Below are 14781 nucleotides of genomic sequence, written 5' to 3' on the forward strand. Positions count from 1 at the left end.
CCTCCTCTACACCAACCAGTGTGCCGCGTACGACGGATCCGTGAGCGCCGGCCGGTCGAGCGCGAACGTCGGCGACACCGACTCCCGCTCGCCGGTGGCGAGGTCGGCCAGCAGCCGGCCGAAGGTCGGCGCGAACTTGAACCCGTGCCCGGCGCCCAGCCCCGCCACCAGCGACGGGTGCCCGGGCACGCGGTCGATCACGAAGTCGCGGTCCGGCGTGAGGGTGTACTGGCAGCGCAGCGACCGCACCGGCCGGCCCGCCCCGGGCAGCATCCGCGTCAGGTGCCCGGCCAGCAGCCCCAGCATCCCCTCGTCCGGGTCGCAGCCGCGCGCGTCCGGGTCGACGGCCGGCCCGCCGCAGTCCTGCGCGGCCTTGACCGTCGCCTCGCCGTAGCAGGGGAACCCGTAGAACGACGGCTCGTCCATCCAGATCCACAGCGGCATCCGCCCGGGCGCGAAGTCCTCCGGACGCTCGGGCGCGAAGTACGTCGCCTGCTCCAGCGTCACCGTCAGCGGGATCTCCGCACCGAGCGGCTCGAGCAGGTCGTTGGTCCACGCGTCGGCGCACAGCACCACGCTGTCGCAGGAGTACGCCGTCCCGTCGGCCAGCGTGACCGACGTACCCGTGACCGACGTGACGAGCGCGTGGCCGCGCAGTTGCGCGCCGTGGCGCCGCGCCTGCTCCTGCATCGCCGCAGTGCCGGGCCCGGCGGGGACGATCGCGCCGCGCTCCTGGTAGAGCCCGACCGTGCCCGCGGGCAGCGCGAACTGCGGCCACCGCTCGCCGATCGCGGCGACGTCGAGCAGCTCGTAGCCGATCCCGACCTCGTCGAGCGACGACGTGTAGTCGATCATCGGGATCGCCGGGTCGGGCGGGAACAGGTCGAGCCCACCCACCACCGTGGTCAGGTCGCGGCCGACCCGCTCGGAGAGGCGGGCCCAGTCGTCGTAGGCGTCCCGGGTCAGCCGGACGTACTCCGGCGTGTGGTAGCTGTGCCGCAGGATCCGGCTGGTGTCGTGGCTCGCCCCGTTCGCGTGGCCGAGCTCGAAGCGCTCCAGCCCCACCACCGACCGGCCGCGGGCCGCCAGCTCGTACGCCGCCGCCGACCCGAGCGCGCCCAGCCCGACGACGACGTGGTCGACGCGCTCAGTCACGGTCGGCCAGGCGCGGCAGCAGCCACCGGCGGATGTCGGCGGAGTCGTCCTCCATCGGCGCGAACCACCCGTGCGTGTAGGAGCGCGAGGACATGCCGCGCTGCACGGACTCGCAGATCGCCCAGTCCTGCTTGTTGACCAGGTCCCACAGGTCGCCGGCGTCCGAGGGGTCGAAGTCCGGCGAAGCGATCGCGGAGGGATGGAAGAGCAGCAGGCACTCGATCCGGGTGCGGTCGACCGACTGCGGCAGCAGCACGAACGCGGCGACGTGGTCGGCCGACGCCGACAGCATCAGGTTCGGGTGCACCAGCTCGCCCTTGTGCCGCTCGCGCTCGGCGTCGTCGAGCCCGGGCAGCGGCGAGCGCGCCGTGGTGCCGGTCATCGTGAACGTCCAGGCGCCCTCGCGGTGCGGCACGCCGTTGTCCCAGTCGATGTCGGTGCCGCCACCGCCGAACGCCGGCACCAGCCGGGTCAGCTCGGGGTGCACCGGACCGCAGTGGTAGCACTCGTTGTAGTTCTCGGCGACGACCTTGTAGTTGGCCGCGACCTCGTAGCGGAACCGCAGCCCGGTGACCAGCTCGCCCAGCGCGTAGTTCGCGAGCGTCCGGTCCGGCCGCGCCATCGCCTCGCCGAGGGCCGAGGAGGGCGTGCCGAGGTGCACGAACGCGAACCCCGCCCAGGCGTCCACGGCCACCGGCTTCAGCGCGAAGCCCGGCATCTCCTCCGGCGCCAGCTCCGCGTGCGGCGCCTTGAGCAGCGAGCCGTCGAGCGCGTAGGTCCACGAGTGGTACGGGCAGCGCAGCGACCCGGCGGCCGTGCACACCGGCTCCGCGCCGGGCTCGGTCGCGAAGAGCTGGGAGCCACGGTGCCGACAGACGTTGTACGCCGCGTGCAGCGTGCCGCCGGAGTCGCTCGTGACCAGCACCGACTCCCCCACGACGTCGACGACCGCGACCCGGCCCGGCCGGTCGAGGCCGAGGTCGGCGACCCGGCCGACGCAGAACCACTCGCCGTACAGCACGACGTCGCGCTCGCGGGCGAACGCGCCGGGATCGACGTACATCTCCCGCGGCAGTGCGGCCTGCAGATCAGACATCGGAGCCCTCCCTTGCGGCGACGAGATGACAGGCGGTCCGGTGGCCCTCGCTCGCGGGCAGTACGGCGAGCGGCACGCTGCGACACGCGACCTCGACCAGTGCGGCGGCTCCCGAGGCCAGCGCCGGGCAGCGCGGGTGGAACCGGCAGCCGCGCGGGATCCTCGTCGGGTCGGGCACCTCGCCCTCGAGCACGACCGGCTCCAGCTGGTCGATCTCGGGCACGACGGACAGCAGCGCCTGGGTGTACGGGTGCTGCGGGGCGGCGAGCACCTCCTCGGTCGGGCCGGCCTCGACGATCCGGCCGAGGTACATCACCGCGGTGCGGTCGGCGATGTTCCAGGCCAGGCCGAGGTCGTGGGTGACCACGAGGACGCCGAGGCCGAGGTCGGCGCGCAGCTTGAGCAGCAGCGCGAGGATCTCGCCGCGGATCGAGGCGTCCAGGCTGGAGACGGGCTCGTCGGCGATGAGCAGGTCGGGCTTGAGGGCGAGCGCGCCGGCGATGAGCACGCGCTGGCGCTGGCCGCCGGAGAGCTCGTGCGGGTAGCGCAGGAACAGCCGCTCCGGCGGGCGCAGCCCGGCCGCCGCGAGCGCGTCCGCGACCTGCCGCTCCTCGTTGTCCGACATCCCGTGCAGGCGCAGCCCCTCGGCGACCGCGTCGTAGACGGTGTGTCGCGGGTTGAGGGCGCCGGCCGGGTCCTGGAGCACCAGCTGCACCCGGCGGCGGAACGGCTTGAGGTCCTTGGTGCGGTAGCCGAGCGGCTCGCCGTCGACGAGCACCTGGCCGCGGCTCGGCGGCTGGAGGCCCACGAGCGCGCGGGCGAGCGTGGTCTTGCCGGAGCCGGACTCCCCCACCAGGGCGACGATCTCGCCGCTGCGCACGGTGAGGTCGGCGCCGTCGAGCGCGGTCGCGACGGCGCCGCCGCGGAGCTGGAAGGAGACCGCGACGTCGCGGGCCTCGAGGGTCAGGTCCGTCATGGGCCCACCTTGATGCAGGCAGCAGCACGGTCCGGGCGGTGGGGCGCGAGCACCGGCTCGGCGGTCGTGCACTCCTCGACGCCGATCGGGCAGCGCGGGTGGAACGAGCAGCCCGGCGGCAGCTCGCGCGGGTCCGGCGGGTCGCCGGCGAGCCCGGCGGGCGCGTACCGTGCGGCGGGGTCGCCGACCCGCGGGAACGACGCCCCGAGCGCGGCGGTGTAGGGGTGCAGGGGGGCCGTGAACAGCTGGTCGGCGGGGCCCTGCTCGATCACCCGACCGCCGTACATCACCGCGATCCGGTCGCTCATGTCGGCGAGCACAGACAGGTCGTGGCTGATCAGCAGCATCCCGACGCCGAGCTCCTTGACCAGCGTCGAGAGCACGTCGAGCACCTGCGCCTGCACCATCACGTCGAGCGCGGTCGTCGGCTCGTCGGCGACGACCAGCGCCGGCCGGCAGGCCAGCGCCATCGCGATCATCACCCGCTGCCGCTGCCCGCCGGAGAGCTGGTGCGGATAGGCCCGCGCCCGCGAGGCCGGCAGCCCGACCTGCTCGAGCAGCTCGCCCACCCGGCGGTCCACCGACGCATCGGACGCGTCCGGCTCGTGCAGGCGGATCGGCTCCGCGATCTGGGTCCCGATCCGGCGTACGGCGTTGAGCGAGTGCAGCGCGCCCTGGAAGACGATCGACGCTCCCGCCCAGCGCAGCGCGCGCAGGTCGCCCCACCGCATGGTCAGCACGTCCTCGCCGTCGAAGAGCACCGTGCCGGTCACGGTCGCCGATGCGGGCTGGAGTCGCAGCACCGTGCTCGCGAGCGTGGACTTGCCGCAGCCCGACTCCCCCGCGACGCCGACCACCTCGCCGCGCTCGACGGTCAGGTCGACGTCGCGCACGGCGGGCAGCGGCCCCTCCTCGGTCCGGTAGGTGACCGAGAGGTCGTGGAGCTCCAACAAGGCCCTCATCGCTGGCGCAGCTTCGGGTTGAGGACCTCTTCGAGGGCCTGACCGACGAGGGTGAAGGACAGCACCACGAGCACGACGCAGAGGCCGGGGGGCACGAAGTACCACCAGGAGCCGGTGGTGATCGCACCGACGCCGTACGCGTCGTCGAGCATCGTGCCCCAGGACGCGCGGGTCGGGTCGCCGAGGCCGAGGAAGCTGAGCGTGGTCTCGGAGAGGATCGCGACGGCGACGGTGAGCGTGGTGTTGGCGAACACGATCGGGACCACGTTCGGCAGCAGGTGCCGGGCGATCAGGTGGCGGTGGCCGGCGCCGAGGGCGCGGGAGCGCTCGACGTAGGGGCGCTCCTTGATCGAGAGCACCTGGCTGCGGATCAGCAGCGCGGTGCCGGGCCAGGACGTCACGCCGATCACGATGACAATCGTGGCCAGCGAGGGGCTGAGCACGCTGGCCAGCACGATCGCCAGCGGCAGGAACGGGATCACCAGGAACCACTCGGTGAGCCGGAAGAGGATCGCGCCGACCCAGCGGCCGAAGTAGCCGGACGTGAGCCCGATCAGGGTGCCGATCAGCACCGAGATCAGCGTCGCCATCAGGCCGACGAACAGCGAGATCCGAGCGCCCCAGATCAGCAGCGTCAGCACCGAGCGGCCCTGGGCGTCGGTGCCGAGCCAGAACTCCGCGGACGGCGGCTCGAGCACGCCGCCGGTCGCCCGGGTGACCTCCAGGCCCTCGGCGGGCGCGAGCAGCGGCGCGCACAGCGCCACCAGCGCGAAGAGCACGAGGACGCACAGGCCCGCCATCCCGGCGCGATTGCGCCGGAACATCCGCCACGCGCGCGCCCGGCCGGCCCGGCGGCGCCGCCGCGCCAGCTGCCTGGACGTGAGCGGGACCGTCGGCCCGTCGATGGCGGTGCTCACGTCCGCACCCGGGGGTCGAGCCAGCCGTAGAGCAGGTTGGCGGCCAGGTTGGCGGCGATCACCGTGGCCGAGGACAGCATGAAGATGCCCTGCAGCAGCCAGAGATCGGGTACGGCGAGCGCGTCGGTCGTGAGCAGCCCGAGCCCGGGGATGGAGAAGATGGTCTCGATGGTGATCGCGCCGGCGACCACGAACCCGAAGTTCAGCGCGACCACGGTCGTCGTGGGCAGCAGCGCGTTCGGGACCGCGTGTCGGTCGCGGACCTTCGCGTCGCGCAGGCCCTTGGCCCGCGCGGTCGTCAGGTAGTCCGAGCGCAGCTCGTCGATGAGGGAGCCGCGCATGATCAGCGCATAGTCGGCGAGGTAGGCCAGCGTCAGCGTCAGCACCGGGAGCGTCAGGTGCCACGCGGTGTCCAGGACGCCCTCGAGGGAGGACGGGTCGACCCCCGGGGAGTTCAGCCCGCCGGTCGGGAAGACTCCGGGCAGCGGGCCGATCCCGACCGCGAGCGCCGCGATCAGCAGCAGCCCGAGCCACCACTCCGGCATGGAGTAGAGCGTCAGCGAGCCGCCGGTGGTGAGCCGGTCGAAGCGGCTGGTGCGGTCCCACCCGGCCCGGATGCCCAGCCAGACGCCGATCAGCGCGGCCAGCACCGTCGAGGTGCCGACCAGCAGCAGCGTGGGCCAGATCCGGTCGAGCAGGATGTCGGCGACGTCGCGACGGTAGAGCACCGAGTAGCCGAGGTCGCCCTGCGCGGTGTTCCGCAGGAAGGTGAGGAACTGCTGGAGGATCGGCTGGTCGAGGCCGTAGGTCGCGTTGAACTCCGCGATCTGCTCCGGCGTGCTCAGCCGGCCGCGGCCGAGGCTCCGCGCCGGGTCGCCGGGCAGCACCCGGAACAGGAAGAAGTTCACGACCAGCATGAACGCCAGGCTGCCGAGCGCGCCGAGGGCCTTCCCGAGCGCGTACCGCCGGTAGCCCCCGCCCCGGCGCCGCCCCTGCCCGGCCTCGGCCGCGGCGGCCGCCGGGTCGGCGGCGGCGATGCTCACTCGCGGTCCGCCTCGGTCGAGCGCCGGCGCATCCAGAAGGCGCCGCCGGCGCCGACCACGACCACCGCGGCGGCGCCGAGGCCGATCAGCATCGGGGTGCTCAGGCTGTCCTCGCCCGCGGCCGACGTCGCCTTGGTCGCGCCCGCGTCGCCGCCGCAGTCGCCCGCGTCGGCGGCCGGCCGCATGAACTTGTAGTTGTAGACGCCGTACTGGAACAGCCAGACGCCACCGGGGTTCGGCTGCTGCACCAGGCACGCGAACCGGTCGCTGCGGAACGCCTGGCCGTTGGTGTTGTACGCCGTGACGAGGTACGGCGCGTCCTGGTAGAGGATCTGCTGCGCCTGCTTGACCATCTCGACCCGCTTGCTCGGGTCGAGCTCGAGCTGCTGGGCCGCGAACAGCGCGTCGTACTCCTGGCTGCAGTACCAGGAGTCCGACCAGTTGCCGCGCTGGTCGCAGGTCAGGTAGCTGAGCATCGAGGTGGGATCGGGCTCGACGTACCAGCCCCACTGGAAGGCGTCGAAGTTGCCCTGCAGGATCACGTCGGTCAGCTTGTTGGACTGCATCGCGGTGACCTCGGCCTCGATGCCGAGGTCGGCCAGCCACTCCTTGAAGTAGTCCATGGTGTTGAGCGAGATGTCGCCCATCGAGTCCGAGCGCGCGAACAGCCGCAGGGTGCCGATCGGCGATCCGTCGGGCATGGTGCGCAGCCCGTCGTCGCCCATCGTGTAGCCGGCCTCGTCGAGCAACTGCCCGGCCTTCTCGGGGTCGTAGGTCATCTGCTCGCCGTCCGGCGGCACCCACTGCCAGTTCGAGTACGCCGGCGGGATGATCGTGGTGCCCGGCTTGCCGGCTCCCTGGTAGACCCGCTCGATCAGCCGGCTCAGGTCGATGCCCCAGCCGAGCGCGTAGCGGAACGCCGGGTCCCGCAGCGCCGGGTTGCCGTCGCCGATCGGCTTGCCGGTCTTGGTGTCGATCGCCCCGGTGTTGAAGGCGATCTCGTCGAAGCCCGGCGAGTCGCCGTTCTGCGCGGTGATGCCCGGCTCGCCCTGGAGCGCCTCGACCTGGAGCGGCGTGATGCTGTCGACGAAGTCGACCTCGCCCTTCTTCAGCGCGGCCACGGCCGGGTCCTCGGACTTGAAGACCCGGAACACCACCCGGTCGATGTTCGGCGCGCCGCCCCAGTAGTCCGGGTTGGCCTCGAACTCGTACGTCGAGCCGCCCGCCTCGCCGGAGACCAGCCGGAACGGCCCCGACCCGACCACCGGCTCGCCGTTCTGGGGCTCGGCCTTGTAGGTCTTGACGTCGTCCTCGCTGACGTTCTTCCAGACGTGCTCGGGCACGATCGGGATCGGCAGCAGCGGCAGCGTGGCGAGCGGCTTCTTCAGCTTCAGCACGACGGTCTGGGGGTCGGGCGCGGTGACGCTCTGGACGCCGGTCAGGTAGGAGCCCCAGGTGGCCGCCTCCGGGCCGCCGTCGACGATCCGGCTGAAGGTGTGCACGACGTCGGCGGAGGTCAGCGGCTCGCCGTCGGAGAACACCACGTCGTCGCGGAGGTCGAAGGTCCAGGTGAGCCCGTCGTCGGAGGTCTCCCACGATGTCGCCACCGCGGGCTGTGGCGACATGTCCTCCATCGAGTAGCCGATGAGGTAGTCGTAGGTCAGCGCCCACATCTCGAACGACGTGGCCTTGATCCCGACGAACGGGTTGAAGGAGTCGGCGTCGGTGAGGACCGCGACCGTGAAGGTGACCTCCTCGTCCGCTGCCTGCGCCGGCGCGCCGCCCAGCGCGAGACCCGGTGCCGCCGAGGCCAGCAGCAGGGCGCCCGCCGCCAGCGATCTTGTCCGCCGAGACATCCGTGCGCGCATCTGCACTCCCTCTGCTGGCCCCCAGCCGTAGAGGCGTTCTACTACACCTGGCCCCTCCGCGGGAGGGTCTGGGCCGATCTGGTCCGTGAAATCCACGGTTTTGAAACCCATCCGAAACAGAAATCGACGTGAGTCCCGCATATCGGAGCGAAATCGGCACCTCGTCCGGGCCCGGGCGCGAGTACGTTGAGCCCGTGACCGCCACCCCGCCGCGCGCGCCGCGGATCCCCTTCGAGCACGTCGAGCACGGCGTACGGCGCCCGGACCCCTACCGCTGGATGGCCGACGGCGGCGACGACCTGGTCGCCCACCTGACGGCCGAGCGCGCGTTCTACGACGCCGCGGTGGCCCACCTGGCGCCGCTGGCCGCCGAGCTGCGCGCGGAGATGGCGGCACGGGTGCCGGCTGCGGACTCCTCGCCGCCGTGGCAGCGGGCCTCGGCGGCGTACTGGACGCGGACGCCCGAAGGCGCGGAGTACGCCGACCTCGTCCGCTCGTCCGACGGCACCGTCCTCGACGTGAACGCGCTGGCGGAGGGGTCGGACCACCTCGAGCTCGGCGTGACCCTGGTCAGCCCCGACGAGGCGCTGCTCGCCTGGTCGGCGGACCGGCGCGGCGACGAGGTCTACGAGCTGCGCTTCCGCGACCTGCGCACGGGCGCCGACCTCGACGACGCGGTGCCGCGCAGCTACTACGGCGGCGCGTGGAGCGCGGACTCGGCGTGGTTCCTCTACACCGTGCACGACGAGGCGTACCGGCCCTACCAGGTGTGGCGGCACCGCATCGGCACGCCCGTCGCAGACGACGTGCTGGTGCTCGACGAGCCGGACGAGCGGTTCGAGGTGCTGGTGCGCGGCACCCGCAGCGGCGACCGGATCGTGGTGTGGAGCGAGAGCAACACCACCTCGGAGTGCTGGGTGGTCGACGCCCACGACGTGACCCGCGGGCCCTGGTCGGTCGGCGGCCGGCGCGACGGCGTCCGCTACCACGCCGAGCACCGCCGGCTCCCGGGCGGCGAGGACCTGCTGGTCGTCACCGACGACGGCGCGGTCGAGTCCCGCCTGATGACGGCGCCGGTGCCCGACGGCGCGGACCAGGACGCGACGACCTGGATCGAGGTGCGGCCGGAGTCGTCGCGCCAGCGGCTGCTGCGGGCGGACGCCTTCGCCGAGTGCGTCCTGCTCACCGTCCGCGAGGACGGCAGGCGCGGGCTGGTCCAGGTCGCGCACGACGACCTGGCGGGGGCGCGGGGCTGCCGGCCGATGGCGTCCGCGCTGCTCCGCTCGCCCCGGTACGACGGCGGCACGGTCACCGTGCTCGAGGAGTCCTGGCTGCGGCCCGGCGTCGCCCGCACCTGGGATCTGCGCACCGGGCTGCTGCGCCCGGTGTGGGAGCAGGAGGCGCCCGGCCACGATCCCGAGCGGTACGTCGGCGAGCGGCGTACCTTCCCCTCCGCGGACGGCACCTCCGTGCCCGCGACGCTCCTCCGCCACCGCGACACCCCGCTCGACGGCACCGCGCCCGCGCTGGTCTACGGCTACGGCGCCTACGAGGCCGTCGACGAGCCGGCCTGGGACCCGGCGCTGCCCAGCCTCCTCGACCGGGGCGTGGTCTACGTCCACGCCCACGTCCGCGGGGGCGGCGAGTTGGGGCGGCACTGGTACCTCGACGGCAAGCTGGCGCACAAGCAGCACACCTTCGACGACCACGTCGCGGTGGCGGACGGGCTGGCGCGCGACGGCCTCGTGGACCCGGCGCGGATCGCCACCCGGGGGCTCTCGGCCGGTGGGCTGCTGCAGGGCGCGGTGTTCAGCCAGCGCCCGGACCGCTGGCGGGCCGTGGTCGCGGAGGTGCCGTTCGTCGACGTGGTCACCACGATGTTCGACGCCTCGATCCCGCTGACCGTCACCGAGTGGGACGAGTGGGGCGATCCGCGGCGGCGGGCCGACTTCGACCGGCTGCTCGCCTACTCGCCGTACGAGAACCCGCCGGGGGCCGGCTCCCGGCCGGACCTGCTGGTGACCGGCGCCGTGCACGACCCCCGGGTGATGGTGCACGAGCCGGCGAAGTGGGTCGCGCGGCTGCGCGAGACCGACCCCGAGTGGTCGTCGCGCTGCCTGTTCCGCGTCGAGACCGGCGCGGGGGCGCACACGGGGCCGTCGGGGCGGTTCGGCCACCTGGCCTACGAGGCCGAGGTGTACGCCTGGGTGCTGGAGCGGCTCGCATGACGCCGCTCGCCCCGTCGTTGCACAGCGAGGTGCTCGAGGTCGCCCGGGCGCTGATCCGCTTCGACACCAGCAACGCGCCCGGGTTGGACGCGCACGAGACCGCACCGGCGGCGTACCTCCGCGACCACCTCGCCGGCGCCGGCGTCGACTGCGAGCTGGTCGCGCGCGACCCGCGGCGGGCCAACCTGGTGGCCCGGATTCCGGGCACCGACGCGGGCCATCCGTCGCTGGCGTTCGTCGGCCACCTCGACGTGGTGCCCGCGGACCCGCGGGACTGGACGCACCCGCCGTTCGCGGCGGTCGTCGACGAGGGCGGCTGGCTCTGGGGCCGCGGCGCGATCGACATGAAGGACGAGGTCGCCGCCCGCGCGGTCGCGATGGCCGAGCTCGCGCGGACCGGCTTCCGCCCGCGCGGCGACCTGTGGTTGATCGCGGTGGCCGACGAGGAGGACGGCACCGCGGACGTCGGCATGCGCTGGCTGCTCGAGGCGCGCCCCGACATCCGCCCCGACCTGGCGATCAACGAGGGCGGCGGCGAGCGGCTGCCGCTGGCCGACGGCCGGGTCGTGCAGACGGTCAGCATCGGCGAGAAGGGCACCTACCCGGTCCGGGTCGTGGCGGTCGGCGAGGCCGGGCACGCCTCGACCCCGGACGTGGGCGCCAACGCCGTACCCCTCCTCGGCGAGCTGCTGCGCCGCGTCGGCCGCGGCATGCCGACGCCCGAGGAGTCGCCGCACGTCGACGCGATGCTGTCGGTGCTCGTGGGCTCGTACGCCGATCGCGCTGCTGCCCTCCGCGCCGCGGCGGCCCTGCACCCGGTGCTCGCCCACGAGCTCCCCGCGCTGGCCGGTACGACGATGGCGCCGACGCTGCTGTCCGGCTCGGTCAAGCGCAACGTGATGCCCGCCCGCGCCTCCGTCGAGCTGGACTGCCGGATCCTCCCCGGCACCTCTGCTCTCGACGTCGAGCGCGCGGTCCGCGCTCGCCTCGGCACCGACGTCCCCTACGAGCTGGAGTGGCCCGAGCCCCTCATCGCCGGCAGCGCGTCGTCTCCCTCCACCGCGCTGATGGACGCCATCTCCCGGGTGCTCGTCGCCTCCGGCGACTCCGCGTCCCTGCTGCCGATGCTCTGCACCGGCTTCACCGACTCCGTCTACCTCCGCGAGGCCGGAACCCCCACGGCGTACGGCTTCTCGCCGTTCCGCTCCACCTCCGCCGAGGTCCTCACCGCCGGCTTCCACAACGCCGACGAGCGCGTCCACGTCGACGACCTGCTGCTCTCGGTCGAGTTCCACATCGCGCTCGCGCGGGAGCTGCTGGGCTGGTAGCAGGTCGCCGCGTTGCCAGGGATCGGCGGCGGACCTATCGGTCGGGGATGACGTCCCCCATGCCGAACAGCTCGCGCGCGGCAGCCCGGATGTCGGCGTCGGCGACGTCAGCGCCGGCTGCCAGGAATGCTCGGGCATCGAGCATCAGCTGGTTGGGTGCGGAGAGTTCGAGGGCGATGTTGTCGGGATCGCGGAAGTTGAGATGGTGGCCGAACTCCATGTGTCTGATGGGAGTGAACTCGACGCCGAGGTCAGCGAGGTGCCGCTCCCAGACCTCGAGCTCCTCCAATGTGTCGACGGGGAAGCCGAGGTGGTCGACGCCGATGCGGGCGTGGGTGAAGGCAGCGTTGTCCTGGCCCTCGTGCTGGGTCAGCGCGACAGTGAAGGCGTTGTGCCGGTTGATGAGCAGGCGAGTGGTGTCGAAGTCGAACATCGTCATCAGTCCCAGCACCTTGGTGTAGAACGTCTCGCTGGCATCGAGGTCGCTGACGGTCACTGCGAAGTGGTCCACTCCGGTCATGGCGAGCTTGGGTCGGTTGGTCACGGTCATGCCTTCCGTGCGGGACTCCTTGGGCTGAAGGTACCGGGTCTACCCGCCCAGTGGCTGACGCCGAGTGGCGCAGAGGCGACCCGCCGCGTTAGCCCCCACACGGGCGTGGCCGGCTGACCGCCCGGGCGCGCTCGGTAGCCGTCGCGTGCCGGTGTGGTCGACGAGGTAGCAGGCGCCGTGGGGGTCGCGCCAGAGGTAGATGCCGGGGAAGGGCTGCTGGACCTGCCACCGGCCGTGGGTCTTGACCCGGTGGTGGGGATGGTCATCGGCCCGTAGTTGCCCACGCCGGACGCGCGAGAGCTGTTGGGCTGACGTCGTCATCGTCCGACTGCGTCCCTTCGCCACGACCGGCGTGGTGCGGTGGGATCACCGGCCATAGTGATATCTGCAGGCCGCGATCCGGATCTCGTCATCGTCGAGTTTGTAGACGAGTCTGTGTTCGTCGGTGATGCGTCGCGACCAGTAGCCGGCGAAGTCGTGCTTGAGGGGCTCAGGCTTGCCGATGCCCTCGTTGCCGTTGCGCATGACGTCTCGGATCAGCAGATTGACTCGCTTGAGAACCTTACGGTCCTGAGCCTGCCACCAGAGGTAGTCCTCGCAGGCGTTGCTGTCCCAGACCAGCCGCATCCTCAGTCGGCATCCATCAGAGCGTGTGCCTCGCCAGCACCGCTCTCCAGGCGCTCCATGGCGTCGAGGAGACGGCGCGCGTTGGCGGGGGCACGCATCAGGTAGGCGGTCTCGCGAAGGGACTCGAAGTCTTCCAGTGACACGATCACAACCGGCTCGTGGCCGGCGCGCGTGATCACGACCTCCTCACGGTCGTTGACGACGCTGTCGAGCACCTCTGCGTAGCGAGCCCTCGACTCGGTGTAGCTCATTGTCCTCATCGTTCCTCCTGTACAGGAAAGCGTACATGTCAAGCGAGAAGGCTACGACAGCCCCAGGATCGTCCCGTCGTCGGCGAGGTCGATGCGGGAGGCCGACGGATCGCGCGGCAGCCCGGGCATCGTCATCATGTCGCCGCAGACGACGACCACGAAGCCGGCGCCGGCCGACAGCCGCACCTCGCGGACGTGCAGCTCGTGCCCCGAGGGCGCGCCGAGGAGGGACGGGTCGGTGGAGAACGAGTACTGGGTCTTCGCGACGCAGACGGGCAGCGCGCCGTACCCGTCCCGCTCGATGCGCTGCAGCCGCCGGCGAGCCTTCGCGTCCCAGGTGACCTGGCCGGCGCCGTACAGCCGCTCGGCGATCGCCGAGACCTTCTCGCTGAGGGAGAGGTCGTCGGGGTAGGTGAACGAGAAGGAGTACGGCGACGGCGCGTCGAGCGCGGCCAGCACACCCTTGGCGAGATCGTGGGCGCCGGCGCCGCCGTCGGCGAAGTGCGTGGCCGGGAAGGCGGCGACGCCCGCGGACGCACAGAGCGAGACGACGCGGGCGACCTCGGCGTCGGTGTCGGTCGGGAAGCGGTTGACCGCGACCACGCACGGGATGCCGTAGACCTCGCGGACGTTGTCGAGGTGCCGCCGCAGGTTCACCATCCCCGCGGAGGCGGCGGCGAGGTCCTCGGTGCCGAGGTCGGCGAGGGGTACGCCGCCGTGGTACTTCAGCGCCCGCACGGTCGCGACGACCACGGCGACGTCGGGCCGCAGGCCGGACTTGCGGCACTTGATGTCGACGAACTTCTCCGCGCCGAGGTCCGCCCCGAACCCCGCCTCGGTCACCACGATCTCGGCCAGCCGCAGGCCCGCGCGGGTCGCCATCACCGACGAGCAGCCGTGCGCGATGTTCGCGAACGGGCCGCCGTGCACGAACGCCGGCGCGCCCTCGAGCGTCTGCACCAGGTTGGGCGCGAGCGCGTCGCGGAGCAGGGCCGCCATCGCGCCGTCGGCGCCGAGGTCGCGCGCGGTCACCGGCGTGGTCGACCGCGAGTAGCCGACGACGATGTCGCCGATCCGGCGCTTCAGGTCCGCCCACGACTCGGTGAGGCAGAAGATCGCCATCAGCTCCGAGGCGACCACGATGTCGAAGCCGTCCTCGCGCGGGAAGCCGTTCGCGTGCCCGCCCAGGCCCACCACGACGGAGCGCAGCGCGCGGTCGTTCACGTCGAGCACGCGCTTCCAGGTCACGCTGCGCACGTCGATGTCGAGCTCGTTGCCGTGGTGCACGTGGTTGTCGATCAGCGCCGCCAGCAGGTTGTTGGCCGCCGCGAGCGCCGCGAAGTCGCCGGTGAAGTGCAGGTTGATGTCGGTCATCGGCACCACCTGGCTGTAGCCGCCGCCCGCCGCGCCGCCCTTCATGCCGAACACCGGGCCCATCGACGGCTCCCGCAGGCAGGCGACGGTACGCCGCCCGAGCCCGTGCAGCGCGTCGGTCAGCCCGACAGTGGTCGTGGTCTTGCCCTCCCCCGGCGGCGTCGGCGAGAGCGCCGTCACCAGCACCAGCCGGCCCAGCTGGTCACCCTGCGGCCGGTCGGCCAGCGACGCGAGGTAGACGGGGTCGACCTTGGCCTTGAAGTGGCCGTACGGCACCAGGTGCCGCTCCTCGATCCCGAGCGTCTCCGCGGCCACGTCCCGGATCGGGCGCAGCGTCGCGGCGTTGGCGATCTCGATGTCCGACAGCACTGTCGACCACTCCCTCCCTGCCCACCGCGCACGCTAG

General features: G+C 72.6%; 13 protein-coding genes. 2 read left to right on the plus strand and 11 right to left on the minus strand.

The features are described 5' to 3' along the window. Nucleotides 1-6: 6 nt before the first annotated feature. The 7 genes from ACYVKX_RS19790 to ACYVKX_RS19820 are packed head-to-tail and all read right to left on the minus strand — an operon-like array spanning nucleotide 7 to nucleotide 8017. Nucleotides 7-1155 carry an FAD-dependent oxidoreductase gene (locus tag ACYVKX_RS19790; RefSeq protein ID WP_460835397.1) on the minus strand — a complete coding sequence of 383 codons (1149 nt, stop codon included), beginning with the start codon at nucleotides 1153-1155 and terminating at the stop codon, nucleotides 7-9. Next, on the minus strand, nucleotides 1148-2251 hold the full coding sequence (locus ACYVKX_RS19795) for an aromatic ring-hydroxylating oxygenase subunit alpha (protein WP_460835398.1): 1104 nt from the start codon (nucleotides 2249-2251) through the stop codon (nucleotides 1148-1150). The genes ACYVKX_RS19790 and ACYVKX_RS19795 overlap by 8 nt, the downstream gene beginning before the upstream one ends. Beyond that, nucleotides 2244-3227 carry an ABC transporter ATP-binding protein gene (locus ACYVKX_RS19800; protein WP_460835399.1) on the minus strand — a complete coding sequence of 328 codons (984 nt, stop codon included), beginning with the start codon at nucleotides 3225-3227 and terminating at the stop codon, nucleotides 2244-2246. The genes ACYVKX_RS19795 and ACYVKX_RS19800 overlap by 8 nt, the downstream gene beginning before the upstream one ends. Then, nucleotides 3224-4189 (minus strand): ABC transporter ATP-binding protein, encoded by a 966-nt coding sequence (locus ACYVKX_RS19805; RefSeq protein ID WP_460835400.1) that lies wholly within the window; start codon nucleotides 4187-4189, stop codon nucleotides 3224-3226. The genes ACYVKX_RS19800 and ACYVKX_RS19805 overlap by 4 nt, the downstream gene beginning before the upstream one ends. After that, nucleotides 4186-5106 (minus strand): ABC transporter permease, encoded by a 921-nt coding sequence (locus ACYVKX_RS19810; protein WP_460835401.1) that lies wholly within the window; start codon nucleotides 5104-5106, stop codon nucleotides 4186-4188. Before ACYVKX_RS19810 ends, ACYVKX_RS19805 begins: the two co-directional genes overlap by 4 nt. Next, a complete protein-coding gene (locus ACYVKX_RS19815) occupies nucleotides 5103-6149 on the minus strand; it encodes an ABC transporter permease (RefSeq protein WP_460835402.1) in 1047 nt (348 codons plus the stop codon). The genes ACYVKX_RS19810 and ACYVKX_RS19815 overlap by 4 nt, the downstream gene beginning before the upstream one ends. Further along, the gene (locus ACYVKX_RS19820; protein WP_460835403.1) at nucleotides 6146-8017 is read right to left on the minus strand and encodes an ABC transporter substrate-binding protein; all 1872 of its coding nucleotides are present in this window, start codon (nucleotides 8015-8017) and stop codon (nucleotides 6146-6148) included. Before ACYVKX_RS19820 ends, ACYVKX_RS19815 begins: the two co-directional genes overlap by 4 nt. 194 nt (nucleotides 8018-8211) lie before the next feature. On the opposite strand from ACYVKX_RS19820, the gene ACYVKX_RS19825 reads away from it, so the two are divergent. After that, nucleotides 8212-10245 (plus strand): prolyl oligopeptidase family serine peptidase, encoded by a 2034-nt coding sequence (locus ACYVKX_RS19825; RefSeq protein ID WP_460835404.1) that lies wholly within the window; start codon nucleotides 8212-8214, stop codon nucleotides 10243-10245. Further along, complete coding sequence (locus tag ACYVKX_RS19830) at nucleotides 10242-11573, plus strand: M20/M25/M40 family metallo-hydrolase (RefSeq protein ID WP_460835405.1); 1332 nt, start codon at nucleotides 10242-10244, stop codon at nucleotides 11571-11573. Before ACYVKX_RS19825 ends, ACYVKX_RS19830 begins: the two co-directional genes overlap by 4 nt. Nucleotides 11574-11607: 34 nt before the next feature. Here ACYVKX_RS19830 and ACYVKX_RS19835 read toward each other — a convergent pair whose 3' ends face one another. From ACYVKX_RS19835 to ACYVKX_RS19850, 4 genes are all read right to left on the minus strand, one after another. Then, nucleotides 11608-12117 (minus strand): VOC family protein, encoded by a 510-nt coding sequence (locus tag ACYVKX_RS19835; RefSeq protein WP_460835406.1) that lies wholly within the window; start codon nucleotides 12115-12117, stop codon nucleotides 11608-11610. Nucleotides 12118-12489: 372 nt separating this feature from the next. Then, complete coding sequence (locus ACYVKX_RS19840; protein WP_460835407.1) at nucleotides 12490-12750, minus strand: Txe/YoeB family addiction module toxin; 261 nt, start codon at nucleotides 12748-12750, stop codon at nucleotides 12490-12492. A 2-nt stretch (nucleotides 12751-12752) separates the two neighbouring features. Beyond that, on the minus strand, nucleotides 12753-13010 hold the full coding sequence (locus ACYVKX_RS19845) for a type II toxin-antitoxin system Phd/YefM family antitoxin (RefSeq protein ID WP_460835408.1): 258 nt from the start codon (nucleotides 13008-13010) through the stop codon (nucleotides 12753-12755). Between the two features lie 42 nt (nucleotides 13011-13052). Next, entirely contained in the window at nucleotides 13053-14744 is a 1692-nt protein-coding gene (locus tag ACYVKX_RS19850; protein WP_460835409.1) for a formate--tetrahydrofolate ligase, read from the minus strand. Between the last annotated feature and the right edge of the window lie 37 nt (nucleotides 14745-14781).

This window comes from Nocardioides hungaricus (assembly GCF_054782915.1).

Bases quoted from the DNA above. Each gene is read 5' to 3' on its own strand.
- ACYVKX_RS19800 (WP_460835399.1), bottom strand. From the start codon at position 3,227: ATGACGGACCTGACCCTCGAGGCCCGCGACGTCGCGGTCTCCTTCCAG.
- ACYVKX_RS19820 (WP_460835403.1), bottom strand. From the start codon at position 8,017: ATGCGCGCACGGATGTCTCGGCGGACAAGATCGCTGGCGGCGGGCGCC.
- ACYVKX_RS19830 (WP_460835405.1), top strand. From the start codon at position 10,242: ATGACGCCGCTCGCCCCGTCGTTGCACAGCGAGGTGCTCGAGGTCGCC.
- ACYVKX_RS19795 (WP_460835398.1), bottom strand. From the start codon at position 2,251: ATGTCTGATCTGCAGGCCGCACTGCCGCGGGAGATGTACGTCGATCCC.
- ACYVKX_RS19840 (WP_460835407.1), bottom strand. From the start codon at position 12,750: ATGCGGCTGGTCTGGGACAGCAACGCCTGCGAGGACTACCTCTGGTGG.
- ACYVKX_RS19805 (WP_460835400.1), bottom strand. From the start codon at position 4,189: ATGAGGGCCTTGTTGGAGCTCCACGACCTCTCGGTCACCTACCGGACC.
- ACYVKX_RS19845 (WP_460835408.1), bottom strand. From the start codon at position 13,010: ATGAGGACAATGAGCTACACCGAGTCGAGGGCTCGCTACGCAGAGGTG.